Below are 17,155 nucleotides of genomic sequence, written 5' to 3'. Positions count from 1 at the left end.
CGGGACCGAGGACGATGGCTCGGTTGGTGGGTGGGGCGCCGACGACATTGCTCTCCACTGCAGGTATCGCAGGAGTGAAATCCGGCCCGCCCGTTCGCCGTCCGCCGCATCACCGTCGCCCATGATCACTCCTCCGTCGTCGACTCTGCGCGCCCGGGGGACCCTGGATCCACCGACGTGATCTAGCACTCGGCATGGCAGCATATCTTGCCTTCCATTATATTGGGTGGATGAGTTCTCGGGTGATGACGGAACCGGCCTTTTTCATCCTGACCGCGCTGCTTGATGCTCCGCGCCATGGCTACGGGATCGTCGCGGAGGTGGCAGAACTGTCGCAGGGGCGGGTGCAGCTGAAGATCGGCTCCCTGTACGGGGTCTTGGACCGGCTTGTCGGTGATGGCCTGGTCGAGTTGGACCGTGAGGAGGCATGGCAGGGACGGTTGCGCCGGTACTACCGGTTGACCGAGCAAGGCCGCGGCGCCCTGGATGCAGAGGCTCAACGGCTGGCTGCCAACGCGCGCCTCGCCTCGGCCCGGTTGCGCGGCCAGCGGAGCCGGATCACTGGAGCGACGCCGTCGTGAGCCGGCTCGAGGAGCGCTACCGGGTCATTCTGCGACTGCTGCCCGTCTCTTACCGGCAGGAATGGGAAGACGACATGGTCGCTGCCTTCCTGGACAGCATGGACACCGGCGATCCCGACACCGCCGAGTACGCCGCGGACTACGGTCGGCCGAGCTTGTCGGAGGTCGCCAGCATCGTGTCCCTCGCCGTTCGGCTGCGTCTCGGCGGGGCGGACGCACCACCCCGCTCTTACGCCTGGGGGCAAGCCGTGCGACTGGCAACCCTGATGGCGATGCTGACCAACGCCGTCATGGTCACCGCCAGCATCGCCGTCACACTGTGGCTGTCCGGGAAGATCGCCTGGTTGCCGACTCCTGCACCCGAATGGGAACTCACTGCACCGTCGGGCATCTGGAATACCGCCTGGAACCTGGCCGGCTACGCGTGGCTACCGGCTTACATCGCGCTGGTCCTCGGACACCGACGCGTGGCCCAGGCAGTCGCCCTGCTCGCTATCGTGCCTCCCGCCATCACCACCGCCGTGGAACAAGCCGCCGGCGGCGCACCGCTGTCCGTGTCGCCCTGGGCGATGCGGCTCTTCGATGTCTTCCTGCTACTCGCCATGGCGGCCTTTCACCACGGAGCTCCACCTGTGCCGCGCCGGCCCTGGCTCCTCGCGCCGCCGATCGGCATTCTCCTCGTCCCCGTGCCGCTGTTCATCATCGAGGAGACCGAACCGGCACTGAGGCTGCTGGACTGGCCTGGGCTGTACTGCACGACGGTCACTGCCGCCATGGCGGTCTACCTGGCCGTTCGAGTATCCCGTCGTCCATCTCGCACACTGCCATGGTCACTGGCGCTCACCCTGCTCGCCGCAACCACGATCGCCCTGCGAGTCGTAACCCTGCTCGACTACAGCGACCAGGCACAGGGCCCAACCCTCACCGCGATCGCTTCCCTGCAGGTCATCGCCGTCCTAGCGGTGGGCGTACCGCTTGCCGTGCTAGCCACCCGAGCACTGCGCCGACTTCCACCAATCCCCGCCGCCGCCCCAAGACCCACCACAGCGACCGAATAGGAACTCGCCCTACCTCGGGCGTCAGGGGCCCGAGAATGCATGGCCGCGCAGACCCCACAGCGAACACACTGTCATGGCCGCTGAAGCGCGTCCCGGACGACCGGATTTGCCGAGATGAGCGTGCGATCCGGTCGTGTCGTTGCGGTTACCGCGACTAGGCAGGCACCCGGCCGGGGCCACGGCGATGGCGCTCACGAAGGCGGTGCCGAATCTCGATTCGGTGTCGAGCCGTCTCTCTTTCTGGACCCTCGTGGGACTCTTTGGATAGAGGGTCATGGAGGTGAGCGGGGATGGCTCGGCGGCGTTGGATGCTTGGGATCGCGGTGGTGGCCGTGCTCGCTGGCTGTGACACGGGTTGGAGCGGGCCGGGTGGGGAAGGGCTGGACAGGCAGCGCCAGCAGGCGCGTGACGCTCTGGCCCGGTACGACAAGGCAGTCCTCGATGCTGGCGGCTCGCAGCGCTTCGTTCCGGTGGGGGACCTGACCGGTCAGGTCGGCGACTGGGAACCCACTAATGGGGACAACAAACAAGCGTTGATGTCCGGCCGGGTCCTCGCCGCCAACGCGTTGCCCGCCCTCCGGCAACCGACCGGACAGGTGGTGTGGGAGAGCGGTGCGGCCCAGGAAGTTCCCTTGCTCTCCGCCGACGAAGCACTCAAGCAACTGGCAGTGGCGGGTGCCGGGGGCTGCCCCGAGTGCGTACCGCTGGAGGTCACCGGTGCGCGCTTGACCACGGCGCGGATCCAGACCACACACGGCCCGGCGACCGTGCCGGCTTGGGAGTACACGCTGAAGGGAACGGCGGCACGGGTGACCCGGGTGGCGGTCGCCAGTTCGGCCACGGTCAAGGTCACGCCGCCGTCGTGGGATCCCTACAACGCACCCGCCGGCCTGGCGATCGAGTCGGCGACCACGACCACGAACAGCCGCCAGCTGACCGTCACCTTCACCGGTGCGCCGAGCCCGGGAAACAAGCCGTGCGGCGCCGACTACAGTGCGGAGGCCATCGAGTCGGCCAATGCGGTCGTCGTCATCGTCATCGAGCACCCCCACGCGGCCGGCGAAACATGCCCGGACATGGGCGCGCGACGTACCACCACCGTCGATCTGGCTCAATCGCTGGGCGAGCGGGCGGTCCTCGAGGTGCAGCAGGGCCTACCGGTTCCACTGACGATCACCGCGTGATCCTCGGTGATCTGATGATTTTCATGGCCGGACGGCCGTGGAGAACACGAACATCCGGTCATGCCGCTGGTCGCGCGGTGAGCCATCGAGGGCGACGGCTATCTCCTACTCTGACAGCATGGCCACGTGGTCAGACTCAGATGCCTGGGTCTTCTCTTCGATCGGAGGCATAGGCCCGGACGATGGTTACCGGCTGAGCGAGATCATCGAGAAGGCCGACCGCATCAACCACGCCATCCTGACCGAAGCCGAGTTCACGCGCGCAGTGCCCCGGCTGCTAGCCGTGGGCCTGACCGGGGCGGATGTCGAAACCGACCGATACTGGCTCACCGAGGCTGGCCGGGCGCTGTACCGACAGCGAATGAAACGACGCGGCCTGTTCGGCTGGATGGAGGCGATCCCTCCCGCATTGGGCCGACTGGGCGAGCCGCAGAACAGCGCTTGGTCGCTGCCCGCAGGTGCCTTCGACCAAGCCGTTCGTGAGTACCTCAAGCGGGCCAACCAGATCCTCAAACGGCTGGGGGTTCATCCAATCCAATATCCGCCAGAGTTGTAATCCGAGCAGATCCCGCTGCTCAATCAGCCTTTGCCTGACGCGTCGACCAGGCGTCCCGCGGACGTACTCTTCTGCCGCAGTGTGCTCGCTACCGGACAGCGCACGCGAGTGACCGCGCGCAGCAACCGTCTGATCTCGTGGCCGTCGCCTGACGCGTCCGCTCAGGCGTCGACTTCCTGTGCCGCGGCGGCGATCGGCTCGAGCCCCGCGATCAGCTCGTCGAGCTCGTCGGCGGTGAGCACGTCATACGCCGGCGCCGCCAGTTCGTCCGTGAGGGCCTCGATCCGCTCCTTGGTCTCCCGGCCGGCGTCGGTGAACCCGCCGGCGGCGTCCACGAGGCCACGGCGGCGCAACCCGTCGACGACACCGGCCAGCTGTGCCTTGGGCAGGTGGTGGGTCCGGCCGAACTCCTCCGCCCTCATGCCGAGGGAGAGGGCGAGCAGGACGTGGGCCTCGGTGCCGCCGATGCCGTGGGCGAGGAGGGCGGCGTTGTGGCCGTCCCCGCGGTGCTCCCGCAGCAGCGTCGCCGCGTGCCAGAGCCTGGCCACCGGCTCCTCGGGCACGTCGAGCGCCCGCAGCCCGGCGTACAGCGCGCGGCCCTCGGTCGGCGCGCTGACCGCTGCCCGGGTGGCCAGGCCGGCGGCCCGCACCAGACCGGGGGTGTCGGCGAGCTGCCCGATCCTCTGCCGCAGCGCTGCGGCGCTGCCCCGCTCGCGCACGGCGATCGCCTCCTGCGGGGTGGTCTTCCCCCAGACCCACGGGATGTGGCGCGCCACCTCGCCGTCGGCGAAGTTGTAGAAGACCGCGTGCACCACCTCGGCCGGCGCCAGGCCCAGCGGCGCGGCCCGGCCCGCGAAGTACCCGTCCCAGTAGTTGCGCATACCCAAGGCCAGGAACGCCGCGTTCGGCACCTCGGAGAAGGTGACGGTGGCGATCGGCTCGACGAGCTCGAACATGCGGTGGATCTTGGCCGGTGGGTGCTGCATCGGTCGCTCCTTTGGTCGTGACCGCGCCGTCGTGGGCGGCCGCTCACACTAGCTACGAACAACGCGGCCCGGATACGACAACTCCGGCCGACATCAATCCAGCCAAGATCAGCCTCACTCTCATGGCCGCGGTTCGCGCGCTACCCCTTCGTGATGCTTGCCGGTGCCGCTCCTGCGGCGATCTGCTGGAATGGGGGCAGAGGCCGTTCTGGGTCGCTGTTGCCGGGGCGCACCGTGGGGCCCGGGCTGCAGGGCCGCCAGCCAGGCATGTCCCGGATGCACCTGCTTCAGCAGCCCGGACAGCGTCTCGCGTTGGGTATGAGTCAGCAGCGGGAGAACGGCGTTGAAGTCCGCCTGATCCTTTGGGCGTACGTGCTTGGCCTTGAAGAGAAGAACGAGCTCAGGGATCAGGTACGGGATCCGGTCCGAGGTGTGCCGGATGATTTCGGCAGAGGGCAGCCTGATCGTTTCGTCTCTCCGGCAGATCCACACATCGCCGTCGTGCGGCTCACGGAAGACGTCAAGCAGGTAACGTCCCGTCTCTGGCTCGCGCAGCCACGTCTGCCGAGTGGCAGTCAGCACCTGTGGCGTCGCCGTCCGATTCCCAGATCCGAGCGGCGCCAACTGCGTCGCACGTGAACTCGGCGAAACGCTCGCGGATCTCTGGGAACCGCCCGACCGGCACAGCGATCTCGATGTCGTGGTGCTCGCGGGTCTGCTCACCGCGGAACAGGTCCAGCGCCCAGCCTGCCGCTACATACCAAGGCGCGGATATCCCGTCCAAGCGGCGTGCGACATCGCGCGGCTTCCAGCAGTCGGCCCAGCGGGCTTCGAGTGCCGCTACGTTGCCAGACTGCACCTCGATACCGCCGCTGGGCAACTCGTCTTCCATCGGCCGAACGTATCTGGGATCGACGTCCGGCTCAGCGTCGGCGTCCTCATCGGTCGCGATCCGATCGCTACCAGATGTGACGGCTCTACCGTCGGCGGCTCGGCCATGCCGCAGACAGCGAACGCGCGGAACTGTCGATGAGCGTGCGCCGACATGTGTCCCCGTTCAGCGGCAGTTAACTGCGAGAGGTCGACGATGGCCAGGGCTGAGCGCGGGAGCATGGCCGTCACCCGTGTGGCGTCTCAACTCACGTGGGCCGCGTCTCAACCATCTGCATGACGATTGTCATGCAGATGGTTGACGGCTTACGGTCCTCGCGTGGAAGCAGATCAGCAAGCACGTCGACCCCGGCGCGCAGCCAAGCCGGAGGAGCGAGGCAAGGCCGCGGACCAGACCCGGGAGCGGGTACTGCAGGCGGCGTTAGAGGAGTTCGGCGCCAAGGGGTACGCGGGGGCGCGGACGGCCGGCATCGCCGCGCGGGCCGGGGTGAATCAGCAGCTGATCTCCTACTACTTCGGCGGTAAGCAGGGGGTCCTCGACGAGTTGCGCCGCCGCTGGCGGGAACGCCAGGCGTCACTGACGCCGGCGGGCCGGTCCTTCGACGAGTCGTTCGCCGGTTACCTCGACGACACCCTCGACAACGCCGACTGGTCTCGCCTGGTGATCTGGCGCAGCCTCGGTGACAGCCCTGACGCGGGCGCGCCCGGCCACCGGGAGCAGAAGGCTGGCACGGCCGAGGCGATCGCGTCGATCCGCCGGCGCCAGGCCGCCGGCGAGCTGACCGACGTGGTGGAGGCCGAGTTCATCCTTTTGCTGTCGCACGTTCTTGCCTTCGCGCCGGTGGCGTTGCCGCAGTTTGTGGAAGCCATCCTCGGCGTCAAGCCGCATTCAGCGGAGTACAGGCAGCGGTGTCGAGAGCAGCTCGCCGCCCTGCTGGCTCCACAGTAGACCACTCGCTCATTCGTGCTGGGAGGTATGTTGTCATGGTTACGGTTCTTGTCACCGGTGCCACCGGCAGACAGGGTGGAGCCGTCGCAGACCTGCTGCTCGAGCGCGGTCACGAAGTGATCGCCTACGTCCGTTCGCCCGAGTCGCCGGCCGCGCGGGGCCTATCGGCAAAGGGCGCCCGTCTTGCCCCCGGCGATCTTGCCGATGCCACCGCGCTGACCAAGGCGGCCGCAGCCGCGGACGCCGTGTTTGGCCTGTCGGTGCCTTTCGGAGCCGGTGGCAAGGAGCAGGAAGTCGCCCAGGGACGGTTACTCATCGACGTTGCCGCGCAGCTCGGTGTCCACTTGCTGTACTCCTCCGTGCGAGGCGCAGATCGCATCGTCAACAGCAACGTCGCGCACGCCAGCAGTAAGCAGCTGGTCGAGGCGTACCTGCGGGACCGGGACCTGCCAGCGACGGTGCTCGGCCCGACGTATTTCATGGAGAACACCCTCAACGTCGCGTTCAACCGTCTCCGTGAGGGTGTCTTGGCGATGCCCCTGTCGCCGGACAAGAACCTGGACCAAGTGACGGTCCTGGACATCGCGGGCATGGCCGTACATGCCCTGGAGAACCCCGACCAGTTCGTCGGCAAACGGATCGACCTAGCCTCGGACAGCGTCACCGGCAAACAGGCCGCGGCAGCACTCAGCGACGTCCTCGGCCGCGACATTCCCTACCAGCAGCTGCCCGTCGACCAGGTACGCCGCTGGGCCGGCGACGAGGTCGCGAACATGTTCCAGCGCTTCGAGGACAACACCTACTTCCTCGACATCACAGGCTGCGGGAGCAGTACCCGGCCGTGCGGTGGCACACGTTCGCCGAGTGGGCCAAAACCGTCGACTGGAGCCGCCTGCTCGACAGCTGACAAGCCGGCCAGCGTGCGCGCCCACGTCTGCCGCCGATCGAGCGCGCGGGCTCGACCGCAGCGATCACTCCGCGTAGCGGGCAGCCACGGACCAGAGCGGCCACGTGGGCGGGCACGTAGCCGATGTCAGTGCAGGTGATTATCTCGATGAACCACTGAAGTCTGGCCTGGCGCCCCGCACAGGGCGGTCAGTCTCCAGTAGTCGACGAAGCTGAGTGGGGAGCTGGATGGCCGACACTGGGCGCCCGCCATTGATCACCAACGAGGGGACGCCGGTGACGCCGTGTTCGGCCGCGCGACGCCGGTCGGCTCGGACGTCTTCGGCGTAGTCGTCGCTGGTTAGGACAGCGCGGACCTCGGCGTCAGCGAGCCCTGCCTCGCCGCCGAGGCGTTGCAGGACCTGCGGGTCGGCGACGTTGAGCCCGTCGGTGTGGTAGGCGCGCAGCAGTTGCTCCATCATCTGGTCGGCTCGGCCTCGGTCAGCGGCGAGGTGGCACAGTCGGTGCGCGTCGAAGGTGTTGACCGGTCGGGCCCGATGCAGGTTGATCGTCAGGCCTTCCGCAGCGCCCAGAGCCTCAATTCTGGCTATCCGAGTCGGCGCCTGATCCCCCCACCAACCCGTCATGGCCTCCGCGGCGGTGAGGCCGGGGGTCCGGCCTTCATCAGGTGCCAGTTCGAAACTGCGCCAGATGATCTGTACCTTGTCCCGCTCGGTGACGTGCTCCAGCGCGGCGGTCAGGCGTCTCTTGCCGATATAGCACCACGGGCAGAGCACATCGGCGTAGACCTCTACTCTCATGAACGTCCTTCGGTGAGGTGGCTATCGGCCACCCGGTGTCTGCCTCGGCCCGTGTTCCCCAGCCGAGGCAGACACCGGGTGTGGTCCATTCGGTTAGGCGTCGAGACGCTGTGGTCCCGGACCAACCTCGCGGACGACGGTGTAGGTGGGAACGCCACTCATGCGCGGCTCGGCCTTGCCGGACAGGCCCTCCAGGGCCTTACGGATGGCGGCCATCCGGCCTTCGGTGTCTGAGGTCTCCACAAAGTTGCGGTAGTCCGCCTCGCTGGCCCAACGCACGATGTTGTACACCCGGGTGCCGTCGGTGCTTACATGGAAGCGGGCCGACTGGTAGCCAGGATAAAAGCGCACCCAGCGCTCCTGGATCTCCGCGAAAACCGCTACCAACTCCTGTTGGGTACCGAGGCCGTCAACCGTGTAGTCGATGATCGAGTAGAAGCTGGTATCCGTACTCACGTACATACTCCTCAACATGCGGGTCAGGCCTGTTGCCATCCTGCAACCTCAACCAAAGTTGAGATCAAGGGTGGGGTGTTGCGGCACCACTGTCAGAGGCAGGTTGCGCCGCTTGGGTCGCGCCTCACCAAGATCAGGTGCGCGGATCTGGTTCCCCTCTAGTCAAGGGGTTGCGGCGAAGTTTGTTTTAGGCTTGTTGTCGGCGGTCCGGGCTGTGACTTGCCCGAAGAGGTGGCCATCGGGTCATCTCGTCGCGGTAGTCGCGCCACTGCTGGCGCAGCTCGTCGTGGCGGGGCTCAGCGAGTACCCGCGACAGGCCCAGCTCCTCACCGGCGCTGGGCTTCAGGAGCCAGACCGTGGCTGCCGCCTCTGGCGTCGCCTCGCCGCGCTCGGCTTCCACCTGCTTCCGCACGGCCCATGATGCGGCCATGACGGCTGACCTTGCCCGTCGGCCAGCCAGGCTGGTTCCCTTTGGTGGTGGCTAGCGCGCCGTGTGACCTGGGTAACAGCCGTTCATGGGGTGCGGGGCCGTCTCGTCTCTGTTGGTGAGCACGAACGAACGGAGACGTCATGAAGATCTTCATCGCCGGAGCGTCGGGCGCGATCGGCAGCCACCTGGCTACCCAGCTCGTGGCACGCGGCCACGAGGTCGTCGGCACCACCCGCTCGGCCGCCAAGACCGGCACTTTGCGCGCGCTGGGCGTCGAACCGGTCATCGTCGACGCGCTCGACCCCGAGTCGGTGGCCGATGCCGTGGCCAAGGCCGAGCCGGAGGTGATCGTGCATCAGCTGACCGCGCTGAGTGGACCGGCGGACTTTCGGCACGCCAAGCAGATGGCGGCCGCCACCAACCGGCTGCGCACCAAGGGCACTGACCACCTGCTGGCCGCAGCGCGTGCCGTCGGGGTGCGCAAGTTCGTAGCGCAGAGCAACGCGATGTGGATGGAACGCACCGACGGGCCGGTCGCTGAGGAAGACGGCCGGATCGAGCCGAACCCGCCCGCTGATGCCGAGGAGGCCGTGGCCGCACTGCGCCACGTGGAGACCGCGGTGACCGGTATTACCTGGGCCGAGGGCATCGCGCTTCGCTACGGTTGTTTTTATGGTCCGGGGACCGGAATCGAGGCCGCACAGGATGCCGTCATGGCCGTGCAGATCCGCGCGCGGAAGTTCCCGATCGTCGGCAGCGGTGCTGGGGTGTGGTCGCTAGTGCACATCGCCGATGCCGCGTCGGCCACGGTCTCGGCCATCGAACACGGCAGGCGCGGTATCTACCACGTCGCTGACGACGATCCGGCACCGGTCCGTGAATGGCTGCCTTACCTTGCCCGCGCGCTCGGTGCCAAACCTCCCCGCCACTTCCCGGCGTGGCTTGTCCGCTTGCTGGCCGGCGAGGCGCCGGTGAACCTGATGACCCAGGCTCGCGGGATCTCCAGCGAGAAGGCCAAACGCGAACTGGGCTGGACGCTGCAATACCCGAGCTGGCGCAAGGGTTTCATCGAGGGGCTGGGCTGACCGGTGTCATCCGCTGATCTCTACGGCGAGCTGCGCCCGCGGGCGTTTGCCATCGCGTATCAGATGCTCGGCAGCGTGAGCGAGGCCGAAGACGTGGTGCAGGAGGCGTTCTTGCGGACGCATCAGACCCTGCGGCGCGACGAGGCGATCAGCTCGCCGCGGGCGTACATCGCCACGCTGGTCACCCGGCTGTCCATCGATCAGCTCCGCTCGGCCCGGGCGCGGCGGGAGCGGTATGTCGGGGAGTGGCTGCCCGAGCCGTTGGTCACTGGTCCGTCACCCGCGGACCACGCGGAGACCGCTGATTCGCTGTCGCTGGCGTTCCTCGTCCTCCTGGAGACCCTTTCGCCGCGGCAGCGGGCCGCGTTCCTGCTGCGCGAGGTATTCGACTATCCGTACGCCGAGGTCGCCGACATCATCGGCACCGACGTCGACAGCACCCGACACCTGGTGGCGAAGGCTCGTGCCCACGTCCAAGAGCGTCGGCCGCGGTACCACGCATCTCGGCAGCAGCGAGAAGAGCTGGCCCAGCGCTTCTTCGCCGCCGCCGAGCAGGGCGACCTGCGGGCGTTGGAGGCACTGCTGGCCCAGGACGTGGTTCTGCACGGCGATGGTGGCGGGAAGGTCCCCGCGCTGGCGCGGCCGGTCAACGGCCGGAATCGTGTGGCACGGCACCTGGTGACCGCGATGTCCGTGGTGGCACCGCACGGTGGCGTGCGCATCCAGATCGCCGAGGTCAACGGCCTGCCCGGCGCCATGATGTTCGACTCGCAGGACCGGCTCTTCGGTGTGCTGGGACTCGACATCGCCGACGGTGAGATCCAGGCGATCCACTCCATCGTCAACCCCGACAAGCTGCGCCACCTCGACTCGGTCAGCGACCTCGGTGCTCAGATCCGCGCAGCCCGCCGATCCGGCAGCGACACCTGAACCATTGATGACGCCGGCGCCACGACCCCGAGACGGACGTGCCGCATGACGGCTCATCACCGGACCCGGCGATGCCCCTCACACGGATCCGATCGCCACTCCGGCTTCAAGACCGGAGCCCCCTCCAACCCCGCAAGGAGAAACCCCATGAACCTGGCTCTGTGGATCATCGCCGCACTGCTGTCCGCTGCCTTCCTCGCCGGCGGCGCCATCAAGCTGACCCAGCCCAAGCAGAAGCTGGCCGCCGCCCCCAGCGGGGGATGGGTCGAGGACTTCAGCACCGGTGCCGTCAAGGCCATCGGAGCCCTCGAGGCCCTGGCCGCGGTGGGCCTAGTCCTGCCCGCCGCCATCGGCATCGCGCCGATTCTTGTGCCGCTGGCCGCTGTCGGTCTGGCGTTGATGATGGCCGGTGCGATGATCACGCACCTCCGCCGCCACGAGACGAAGGTGATCGTGGTGAACCTGGCCTATCTCGCCCTGGCCGCCTTCGTAGCGTGGGGCCGCTTCGGCCCCGAGTCCTTCACCAGCTGACCGGGCGCGGCGTCCGGCCACACCGAATTGCCCCCTCGACTCGGGCGAGGGGGCCCACGCCGACGTGAGCCGCTCCGAGACCCTTGCCTCCCTCTGTCAGCCGTTGTGGGAGGTCCGGGCCGGCCGCCGTTCTGCGCTACCGGATTGGACGTCACGGGTGCAGCCCGGCTTGCTCGAGTCACCGCTGGTGGAAAGCATCCTTGCCCGTCTGGATGAGTTCGCCAGCCGGTGGTACGCGCTACCGCTGAACGGAGGCCTCACCCTGACTTGGCCACTGCCGGTGCGGCGCACGGCGCGCCCCAGCGTGCGTCGGGCTCACCCAGCCTGTCGGAACGGCCAGGACCAGTCATCCAACAAGGACCCACGCCAGATCGTAGGCACAAGGATGTCCGTACTCGGGTCGGACTTCGATCCCCAGGACGTATCCAGCAGTGCACTGATCCGCCGCCTTCCGTGCGCGCTGCCCCTGCCGGCGCCGTCACGCCTTGTGGCCTGCCTGCCGTGCCGGTCGATGTTCGGAACGCCGAAGTGCGGATGGTCCCACGGACTCGACAGGGCCTTCGAGAAGCGCCTTGGCCAGCCCGGCCCACCCGCTCACGCGTGGGACAGTGGTTCATGCCGTTGAGCGCGTATCACGTCAGAACGTCAATCGCCGTGTCCGACATACAGCGGGCGGTCGCGTTCTATGAAGGCAAACTGGGCCTCCAGGCGCTGCAGTCCGGCCCCAGCGCCAACATCGCCGACGGCAGCCGCGTTTATGGTTCGGGTGGCGCGCCAGCACTGAATGTGTACCAGGCGGTCACTGCCGGAAAGACCCCGGCGACACTGGCGACATGGTACGTCGACGACATCGACCAGATCGTTGACGAACTCGTCTCGTCCGGCGTCGAGTTCATCCGCTATGACCAGTTCGAACACGATGCCAAGGGCATCACCGCTCGGGCCGGCGGTGGACGTATCGCGTGGTTCCAGGACCCAGACGGCAATACCTTTGCCCTCGAAGCCGACGACTGACAGACAGGGCGTCCGCCCTCTCCTGCTCGGCTACGCCCGACGCCGAGCCCACCGAGCCGGTAACCGTGACCAGACCCCCGCTGCAGCCAGGTGACGCGGACCCGGTCAGCGGTCGGCATGCTCGCTCATGCCGCTGGTCGCGGGCCGAAGCGCGGACAGAAGCGGGTTTAGGGGCTCGAGGACCAGACCGACTACGAGCACCGATGGCTGATCAACCCGCAAACCGGCGAGATCATGTTCTGGACGATGGATGGCGGCATCGACGGGCACACGCCCATCGACCTTGACGCCGTCGACTTGGTCGGTATTGATCCGCTGCTGTCCTACGTCTGGTGCCAGGACATGGCCGACTTTGCCGAGAGGATCAGTGATGCGGTGGCCGGCCGCAGACTCGCGCGAGCGATCCAGGGCAAGGGCGCCTTCCGGCGGTTCAAGAACGAGTTGCATGAGGAGTATCCGCACCTACGGCCCGCGTGGTACGCCTTCCGCGGCCTGCGCGCAAAGCGGCGGGCGGTTGAATGGCTGGTCGACAACTCGCTGGTCGACGACGAAACGGGCGAGCGTTTCGGGGCCGAGCACCCAGATCCCGACCTTCCCTGAGTTGGCGCCTGCGCCGCGCGACTTCCTGTACGACGAACGCACGCATCTGCCGCTGACCGCGTGTTACGTAGCGTCACAGCCAGTCGATCAAGACGACGCTCGGTCTTGCCGAAAGTAGTGCGCTCGAACCAGTCGGTGAACCCGGAAACCACGCGCATCGAGCCGTGCGTACTGGTTGTTTCGAGGGCCGTTAGCCGACGTCGGCACATGGGACACCGCTGCGGGGTGGCCGGGCCAGCGTCGTCTCAGCAACGCCGAGCCGGCATTCGCCTGGCCCGCTGATCACGCCTGGTGCGTGGCCAAGGACATCGATCCGCACTGGGCCGGGATCGGCGGGACCCGGGCACTGATCACCCAACTCACCACCGACCCGCGCCTCGACGTGGTCCCCGCCGACCCCACCCAGGACCAGCCGCTCTACCGATGAACAGCCCGGTGCTCAGTTGACCAGTGCTTTGGGGACCGCTGGCAGGGCCTGCCGCGCTCAGGTCGGAACGCACGGATCTGCCGCGGACAGGTCATCGCAGTGCCGAGACCGAACGGCGGGAGTTGTTGACCACCAGACGTCCGTCGGTCACCATGCTGCGCATGCCCCATCAGTCAGATGAGCCGAGCACCTGCGCAGTCCGGATGCCCGCTCGGCAGTGGCGGAGGGTCGACCGCGTCCTCGACAACGTGGTTAACGTCGAGGCCGAGAATGGTGACCCGCACGATCTCGTAGATGCCGGAGTCCAGATTCTTCGAGAAGGTTGGCGCCAGACCTCTGGTTGGACTCCTGAAACAACAAGCCCCACCAACTGGCCTCACGACGATCAAGAGGTGACAGTGTCGCTGACAGGTGCGCAATGGAGATACGTGATCTCCTGCCTAGACCGGTGGCATGAGGTTGAAGGCCGCTCGGGTAGGAGCACGGCTGCAGAGTTACTCCTGATTCGGGAACTCGTGGTCAGCCAGGCGGAGGCTTGTCTGCCAGGACATCTCTGAACTTGGCATTTCCAACCGTGCATCACGGACGCACTCATCTGGCCGCCGATCGTGCGCGCTCTCCGCTGCGGCGGGCGTCGCCGTCAGCAGCAGCTGCGGCTCCGGCGGGGTGCGAACCTTACGATTGCTCTGGCGGCCCCACGTGCGGGGCCAGTCGTTCTCCAGCGGCGAGGTTGTCACGCCAGTAGCGGTAGACCAGGCCGGGTACCACCTCAACCGACCCTGCTGCGACGAGACAGGTAAGAAGATCATCCTCGGCCGGTGCGTCGATGTCGAAGGCAGTGATCACTGGTGGTTCTTCACCTACGTGCCGACGCACCAGTGCGCGCTCGTCGAGGGTGGGTTCCCGGAACCGAGGATCCCGGAACTGGGTCGGGCAGGCCAGGTATACGACGTCTGTGAAGGCCACCTCAAGACCGTGGTGGTAGGTCAGGTCGTGGCCTGCGGCCAACCGAAGCTGCGAGCCGTCGAAGTGCAGAACGTCCCAATCCCACCAAGATCCCTCAGGCAGTTCGATCACACCATCGATCCTCCCATCGGCGAGCAGTCAATAGATCGAGTCGTCATCCGGATCTGCCGCAGGCAGTGCGCGGCGGCGCTGGCGCGTCCAGTATCCGTCGACCCAGGCGCGTACTGGTGCGACAACGTTCGGACATAGCCGATGTCCGGATATCGACCTGGATCGCGGTGCAGCGTCGGCGCATTGACGGGCATGTGCGCCGGGCAGGAGTCTCAAACCTCGTCGTCGTACTCGCTCTCGGGCTGCATGGCCTGCACAAAGGACACGAAGTTCGGTGTCAGCACTGTTATCCGATAGTCCCACTCCTGGTCTACATGGACTACTCGCGGCTCGCCATCAGGACCGCTGTCCCGGTAGTCGAACGCGATCATGTCGTGCCCGGCGGATGGGCACGTGGCGAAGTACACGCCGATTGCTGGGTAGCCCCATTCCTCGATCCAGAACCGGCTGCCGGCTTCGCCTGCCAGCGAGTAGCGCTTCTCCCGTCCGATCCCCATGATGCCGTCCACGGCGACGTGAGTTTCGGCCCACGTGGTCCGACTCGGCGCTGGGCAGCACGTGTTGTGCGGTATCCCGCCGTTATGCGACCGCATCAGCGTCACGTACGACGCCGGCAGCCGGTAGCCCAGTTCTGCCTCCACCGAATCAATCAACGCGGGCGACGGAGGTACGTCGACGTAGGCGCCAAGCGCGTACTCGTTGTCGTCCCAGAATGTGTCCGGGTCAAGGTCCGGAAAGGTGCGCTGAACAGGCTCGCCGACCATCGTGCTCCCTGCAGTCGGTCCGACACCATATCCGGCCGAGACATCAAGCCGATCGCGGGGTCACACGGTCGTCATGATCAGGCATCCCCGCCTGACGCGACAGGTGCATCGGGCGTGGGATAACGGTCTAGCATCGAGCGGTGAATTCGTCCCTTGACACGTTGCCGAAGATCGGCGCGCCAGCGACGCGGGCGCTGAACGCCGCCGGCTACACCGCGCTACGCCAGCTCGCGGGTGTGCCACGCGCAGAGCTTGCCAGGTTGCACGGCATGGGGCCGAAAGCATTGGACATCATCGAGGCCGCCCTCGAACAGCACAATCTGCGGCTGAGCTGACGTCGGCCTGACGCGACGCGCCAAGTCCCGTTGCCAGTGGGCGAGGGTCAGGCGTTGGCGTACTGGGCGGCGACGTCGAGGATCCAGGTGATGCCGAAGCGGTCGGTCAGCATCCCGAACGCGGGTGCCCACTGCGCCGGGCCGTACGCCTCGACGACGGTGGCGCCCTCGGCCAGCTTTTTCCACAGTGCGCTGACCTCTTCGACGGTCTCGCCGCGGACGGACAGGAAGAACGGCTCGCCGGTCAGTGTCATGCCGTTCTCGCGTCGCGTGGAGGGCGCCGGCGCGATGCCGGCTCTGGCCTGGCTGGGCACGTCGTAGGCCATGACGCGGAAGCCGTCCTCGGCCGCGACCTGGCCCCAGACGACCTTGCTGGCGTCGGGCAGGTCCTTCGGCATCCCGAAGTCGCCGTAGGTGATGACCGTGATCTCGCCGCCGAACACCGAGTGGTAGAACTCCTGCGCCTGCATCATGGCTGAACATTCCAGGACGCGGCCAACGAACCGCGCACGAGAGAGGCGTCCTAACTCGGCGGGCCGCCGAGCATGGCGGCCCGCAACAGCGCGTCTCGCAGCCACAGTGGCCGCAGGCGGGTCAGTCCGGCCGCCGCGCCGGCGATGCTCGCCAGCCGTTGCACAGTACGGCGACGCTGCCGGTCGTACCGCTGAAGCCCGTCCGCGACGGTCGGTGCCCGTTCCAACGCCTCGGCGAGTGCGACGGCGTCGATGAGCGCCTCGCAGGCGCCCCGGCCCAGATCAGGTGGCATGCCGTGCGCCGCGTCGCCGATCAGCGCGACGTTGTGCCGCACGAAAGACGCCAGGCGCGGCACCGCGTACAGATCGTGGCGCAGGATGCCGTCCTCACGGATCGCGTCGAGAACCGGCCCTACCGGGGCCGCCCAGTCCCCGAAACGGGAACGCAGCTCGGCGAGCTCGGCTCCGGGCGAGAACGCACCCTCCGGTGCCGTGGTGGTGGCGTACCAGTTCGTCCGGTCGCCCTCCTGTGGCGTCACGCCGAACTTCGCACCCGCCCCCCAGGTTTCGGTGAACGCCTCGGTCGCCATGCCGTCGAGCCAGCCACGCCACGCAGTGCTTCCCGTGTACCGCGCGCGCCAGCCGGCGCCGAACAGTCCCACCCTGACCCGGCTGAAGATCCCGTCCGCCGCGACGACGAGGTCATGCTCCCGGCGCAGCGGATCGAGGTCGCGTACCGGTGTGGCGAACCGCAGCACCGACGGATCGACCGCCTCGCACAACAGGGCAAGCAGCGCCGGCCGGGACAGCAGGATGACCGGGTCGCCGGTGCGCCGCTCAAGCTTGGCGACGTCGATGGCGGCGATGCGCCCACCGTCGAGCCGCTGAAACGTGCCGGCACGCTGGGGCTGGCCCAGTGTACGGACCCGGTCACCGAGGCCGATTGTGTCCAGCGCGCGCAGCGCCGCGGGCCAGATCCCCAGCGCGGTGCCGGCACCCGACAGGTCGGGCTCTCGCTCGTACACGGTGGGGCGCCAGCCACGCTGGTCCAACGCGACGGCGGCGGCGAGCCCGCCGATGCCACCTCCGATGATCGCCACGGTTCCCTTCATGTCCTCAACG

At 67.5% G+C, this 17,155-nt stretch carries 22 protein-coding genes; 13 read left to right on the top strand and 9 right to left on the bottom strand.

Annotated features, from left to right (window positions below; translation table 11 throughout):
- Positions 1-230 precede the first annotated feature (230 nt).
- The 4 genes from ACGF4F_RS31300 to ACGF4F_RS31285 all read left to right on the top strand — a co-directional run bounded on the left by ACGF4F_RS31300 (position 231) and on the right by ACGF4F_RS31285 (position 3,379).
- A complete protein-coding gene (locus tag ACGF4F_RS31300) occupies positions 231-581 on the top strand; it encodes a PadR family transcriptional regulator (RefSeq protein ID WP_393083000.1) in 351 nt (116 codons plus the stop codon).
- On the top strand, positions 578-1,639 hold the full coding sequence (locus ACGF4F_RS31295; protein ID WP_393082997.1) for a hypothetical protein: 1,062 nt from the start codon (positions 578-580) through the stop codon (positions 1,637-1,639). The genes ACGF4F_RS31300 and ACGF4F_RS31295 overlap by 4 nt, the downstream gene beginning before the upstream one ends.
- Positions 1,640-1,962: 323 nt before the next feature.
- Positions 1,963-2,823 carry a hypothetical protein gene (locus tag ACGF4F_RS31290; RefSeq protein ID WP_393082994.1) on the top strand — a complete coding sequence of 287 codons (861 nt, stop codon included), beginning with the start codon at positions 1,963-1,965 and terminating at the stop codon, positions 2,821-2,823.
- A gap of 118 nt (positions 2,824-2,941) precedes the next feature.
- The gene (locus ACGF4F_RS31285; RefSeq protein ID WP_393082991.1) at positions 2,942-3,379 is read left to right on the top strand and encodes a hypothetical protein; all 438 of its coding nucleotides are present in this window, start codon (positions 2,942-2,944) and stop codon (positions 3,377-3,379) included.
- 161 nt (positions 3,380-3,540) lie between these two features.
- Here ACGF4F_RS31285 and ACGF4F_RS31280 read toward each other — a convergent pair whose 3' ends face one another.
- Complete coding sequence (locus tag ACGF4F_RS31280) at positions 3,541-4,365, bottom strand: MarR family winged helix-turn-helix transcriptional regulator (RefSeq protein WP_393082988.1); 825 nt, start codon at positions 4,363-4,365, stop codon at positions 3,541-3,543.
- Positions 4,366-4,885: 520 nt separating this feature from the next.
- Positions 4,886-5,257 carry a nucleotidyltransferase domain-containing protein gene (locus ACGF4F_RS31275; protein WP_393082985.1) on the bottom strand — a complete coding sequence of 124 codons (372 nt, stop codon included), beginning with the start codon at positions 5,255-5,257 and terminating at the stop codon, positions 4,886-4,888.
- 318 nt (positions 5,258-5,575) lie between these two features.
- Here ACGF4F_RS31275 and ACGF4F_RS31270 point away from each other — a divergent pair, with 318 nt between their 5' ends.
- Both ACGF4F_RS31270 and ACGF4F_RS31265 read left to right on the top strand, forming a co-directional pair.
- Positions 5,576-6,205: a TetR family transcriptional regulator gene (locus ACGF4F_RS31270; RefSeq protein ID WP_393082982.1), complete on the top strand. Its 630-nt coding sequence runs from the start codon at positions 5,576-5,578 to the stop codon at positions 6,203-6,205.
- Positions 6,206-6,240: 35 nt separating this feature from the next.
- Positions 6,241-7,251 carry an NmrA/HSCARG family protein gene (locus ACGF4F_RS31265; protein WP_393082979.1) on the top strand — a complete coding sequence of 337 codons (1,011 nt, stop codon included), beginning with the start codon at positions 6,241-6,243 and terminating at the stop codon, positions 7,249-7,251.
- On the opposite strand, the gene ACGF4F_RS31260 is transcribed toward ACGF4F_RS31265, so the two are convergent.
- The 3 genes from ACGF4F_RS31260 to ACGF4F_RS31250 all read right to left on the bottom strand — a co-directional run bounded on the left by ACGF4F_RS31260 (position 7,252) and on the right by ACGF4F_RS31250 (position 8,797).
- Positions 7,252-7,911, bottom strand: a complete 660-nt coding sequence (locus ACGF4F_RS31260) for a DsbA family oxidoreductase (protein ID WP_393082976.1) — start codon at positions 7,909-7,911, stop codon at positions 7,252-7,254. It abuts the gene before it with no gap.
- 93 nt (positions 7,912-8,004) lie between these two features.
- The gene (locus tag ACGF4F_RS31255) at positions 8,005-8,367 is read right to left on the bottom strand and encodes an antibiotic biosynthesis monooxygenase family protein (protein WP_393082973.1); all 363 of its coding nucleotides are present in this window, start codon (positions 8,365-8,367) and stop codon (positions 8,005-8,007) included.
- A 187-nt stretch (positions 8,368-8,554) separates the two neighbouring features.
- Positions 8,555-8,797, bottom strand: a complete 243-nt coding sequence (locus ACGF4F_RS31250) for a hypothetical protein (RefSeq protein WP_393082970.1) — start codon at positions 8,795-8,797, stop codon at positions 8,555-8,557.
- A gap of 140 nt (positions 8,798-8,937) precedes the next feature.
- On the opposite strand from ACGF4F_RS31250, the gene ACGF4F_RS31245 reads away from it, so the two are divergent.
- The 6 genes from ACGF4F_RS31245 (at position 8,938) to ACGF4F_RS31220 (ending at position 13,384) form a co-directional block, all read left to right on the top strand.
- Complete coding sequence (locus ACGF4F_RS31245; RefSeq protein ID WP_393082967.1) at positions 8,938-9,882, top strand: NAD-dependent epimerase/dehydratase family protein; 945 nt, start codon at positions 8,938-8,940, stop codon at positions 9,880-9,882.
- Positions 9,883-9,885: 3 nt separating this feature from the next.
- Positions 9,886-10,812, top strand: a complete 927-nt coding sequence (gene sigJ, locus ACGF4F_RS31240) for an RNA polymerase sigma factor SigJ (RefSeq protein WP_073838108.1) — start codon at positions 9,886-9,888, stop codon at positions 10,810-10,812.
- Positions 10,813-10,959: 147 nt separating this feature from the next.
- Complete coding sequence (locus ACGF4F_RS31235; protein ID WP_393082963.1) at positions 10,960-11,343, top strand: DoxX family protein; 384 nt, start codon at positions 10,960-10,962, stop codon at positions 11,341-11,343.
- 600 nt (positions 11,344-11,943) lie between these two features.
- Positions 11,944-12,357 carry a VOC family protein gene (locus ACGF4F_RS31230; RefSeq protein ID WP_393082960.1) on the top strand — a complete coding sequence of 138 codons (414 nt, stop codon included), beginning with the start codon at positions 11,944-11,946 and terminating at the stop codon, positions 12,355-12,357.
- 234 nt (positions 12,358-12,591) lie between these two features.
- Positions 12,592-12,957 (top strand): UPF0158 family protein, encoded by a 366-nt coding sequence (locus ACGF4F_RS31225; RefSeq protein ID WP_393082957.1) that lies wholly within the window; start codon positions 12,592-12,594, stop codon positions 12,955-12,957.
- Between the two features lie 295 nt (positions 12,958-13,252).
- The gene (locus ACGF4F_RS31220) at positions 13,253-13,384 is read left to right on the top strand and encodes a hypothetical protein (protein WP_393082954.1); all 132 of its coding nucleotides are present in this window, start codon (positions 13,253-13,255) and stop codon (positions 13,382-13,384) included.
- A 675-nt stretch (positions 13,385-14,059) separates the two neighbouring features.
- Here ACGF4F_RS31220 and ACGF4F_RS31215 read toward each other — a convergent pair.
- Both ACGF4F_RS31215 and ACGF4F_RS31210 read right to left on the bottom strand, forming a co-directional pair.
- Positions 14,060-14,461 carry a hypothetical protein gene (locus tag ACGF4F_RS31215; RefSeq protein WP_393082951.1) on the bottom strand — a complete coding sequence of 134 codons (402 nt, stop codon included), beginning with the start codon at positions 14,459-14,461 and terminating at the stop codon, positions 14,060-14,062.
- A gap of 212 nt (positions 14,462-14,673) precedes the next feature.
- Positions 14,674-15,225, bottom strand: a complete 552-nt coding sequence (locus ACGF4F_RS31210) for an SMI1/KNR4 family protein (protein ID WP_393082948.1) — start codon at positions 15,223-15,225, stop codon at positions 14,674-14,676.
- A 140-nt stretch (positions 15,226-15,365) separates the two neighbouring features.
- On the opposite strand from ACGF4F_RS31210, the gene ACGF4F_RS31205 reads away from it, so the two are divergent.
- Positions 15,366-15,560: a helix-hairpin-helix domain-containing protein gene (locus tag ACGF4F_RS31205; protein WP_073838105.1), complete on the top strand. Its 195-nt coding sequence runs from the start codon at positions 15,366-15,368 to the stop codon at positions 15,558-15,560.
- Positions 15,561-15,607: 47 nt separating this feature from the next.
- Here ACGF4F_RS31205 and ACGF4F_RS31200 read toward each other — a convergent pair whose 3' ends face one another.
- The gene (locus tag ACGF4F_RS31200) at positions 15,608-16,033 is read right to left on the bottom strand and encodes a VOC family protein (RefSeq protein ID WP_393082944.1); all 426 of its coding nucleotides are present in this window, start codon (positions 16,031-16,033) and stop codon (positions 15,608-15,610) included.
- Positions 16,034-16,083: 50 nt separating this feature from the next.
- On the bottom strand, positions 16,084-17,145 hold the full coding sequence (locus ACGF4F_RS31195; protein ID WP_393082941.1) for an FAD-dependent oxidoreductase: 1,062 nt from the start codon (positions 17,143-17,145) through the stop codon (positions 16,084-16,086).
- Between the last annotated feature and the right edge of the window lie 10 nt (positions 17,146-17,155).

This window comes from Micromonospora sp. NPDC047740, from assembly GCF_043204735.1.
In the GTDB taxonomy this organism is placed as follows: Bacteria; Actinomycetota; Actinomycetes; order Mycobacteriales; family Micromonosporaceae; genus Micromonospora.
Note: the sequence above shows the minus strand (reverse complement) of the source record. Positions and strands in the feature narration are given on the sequence as shown.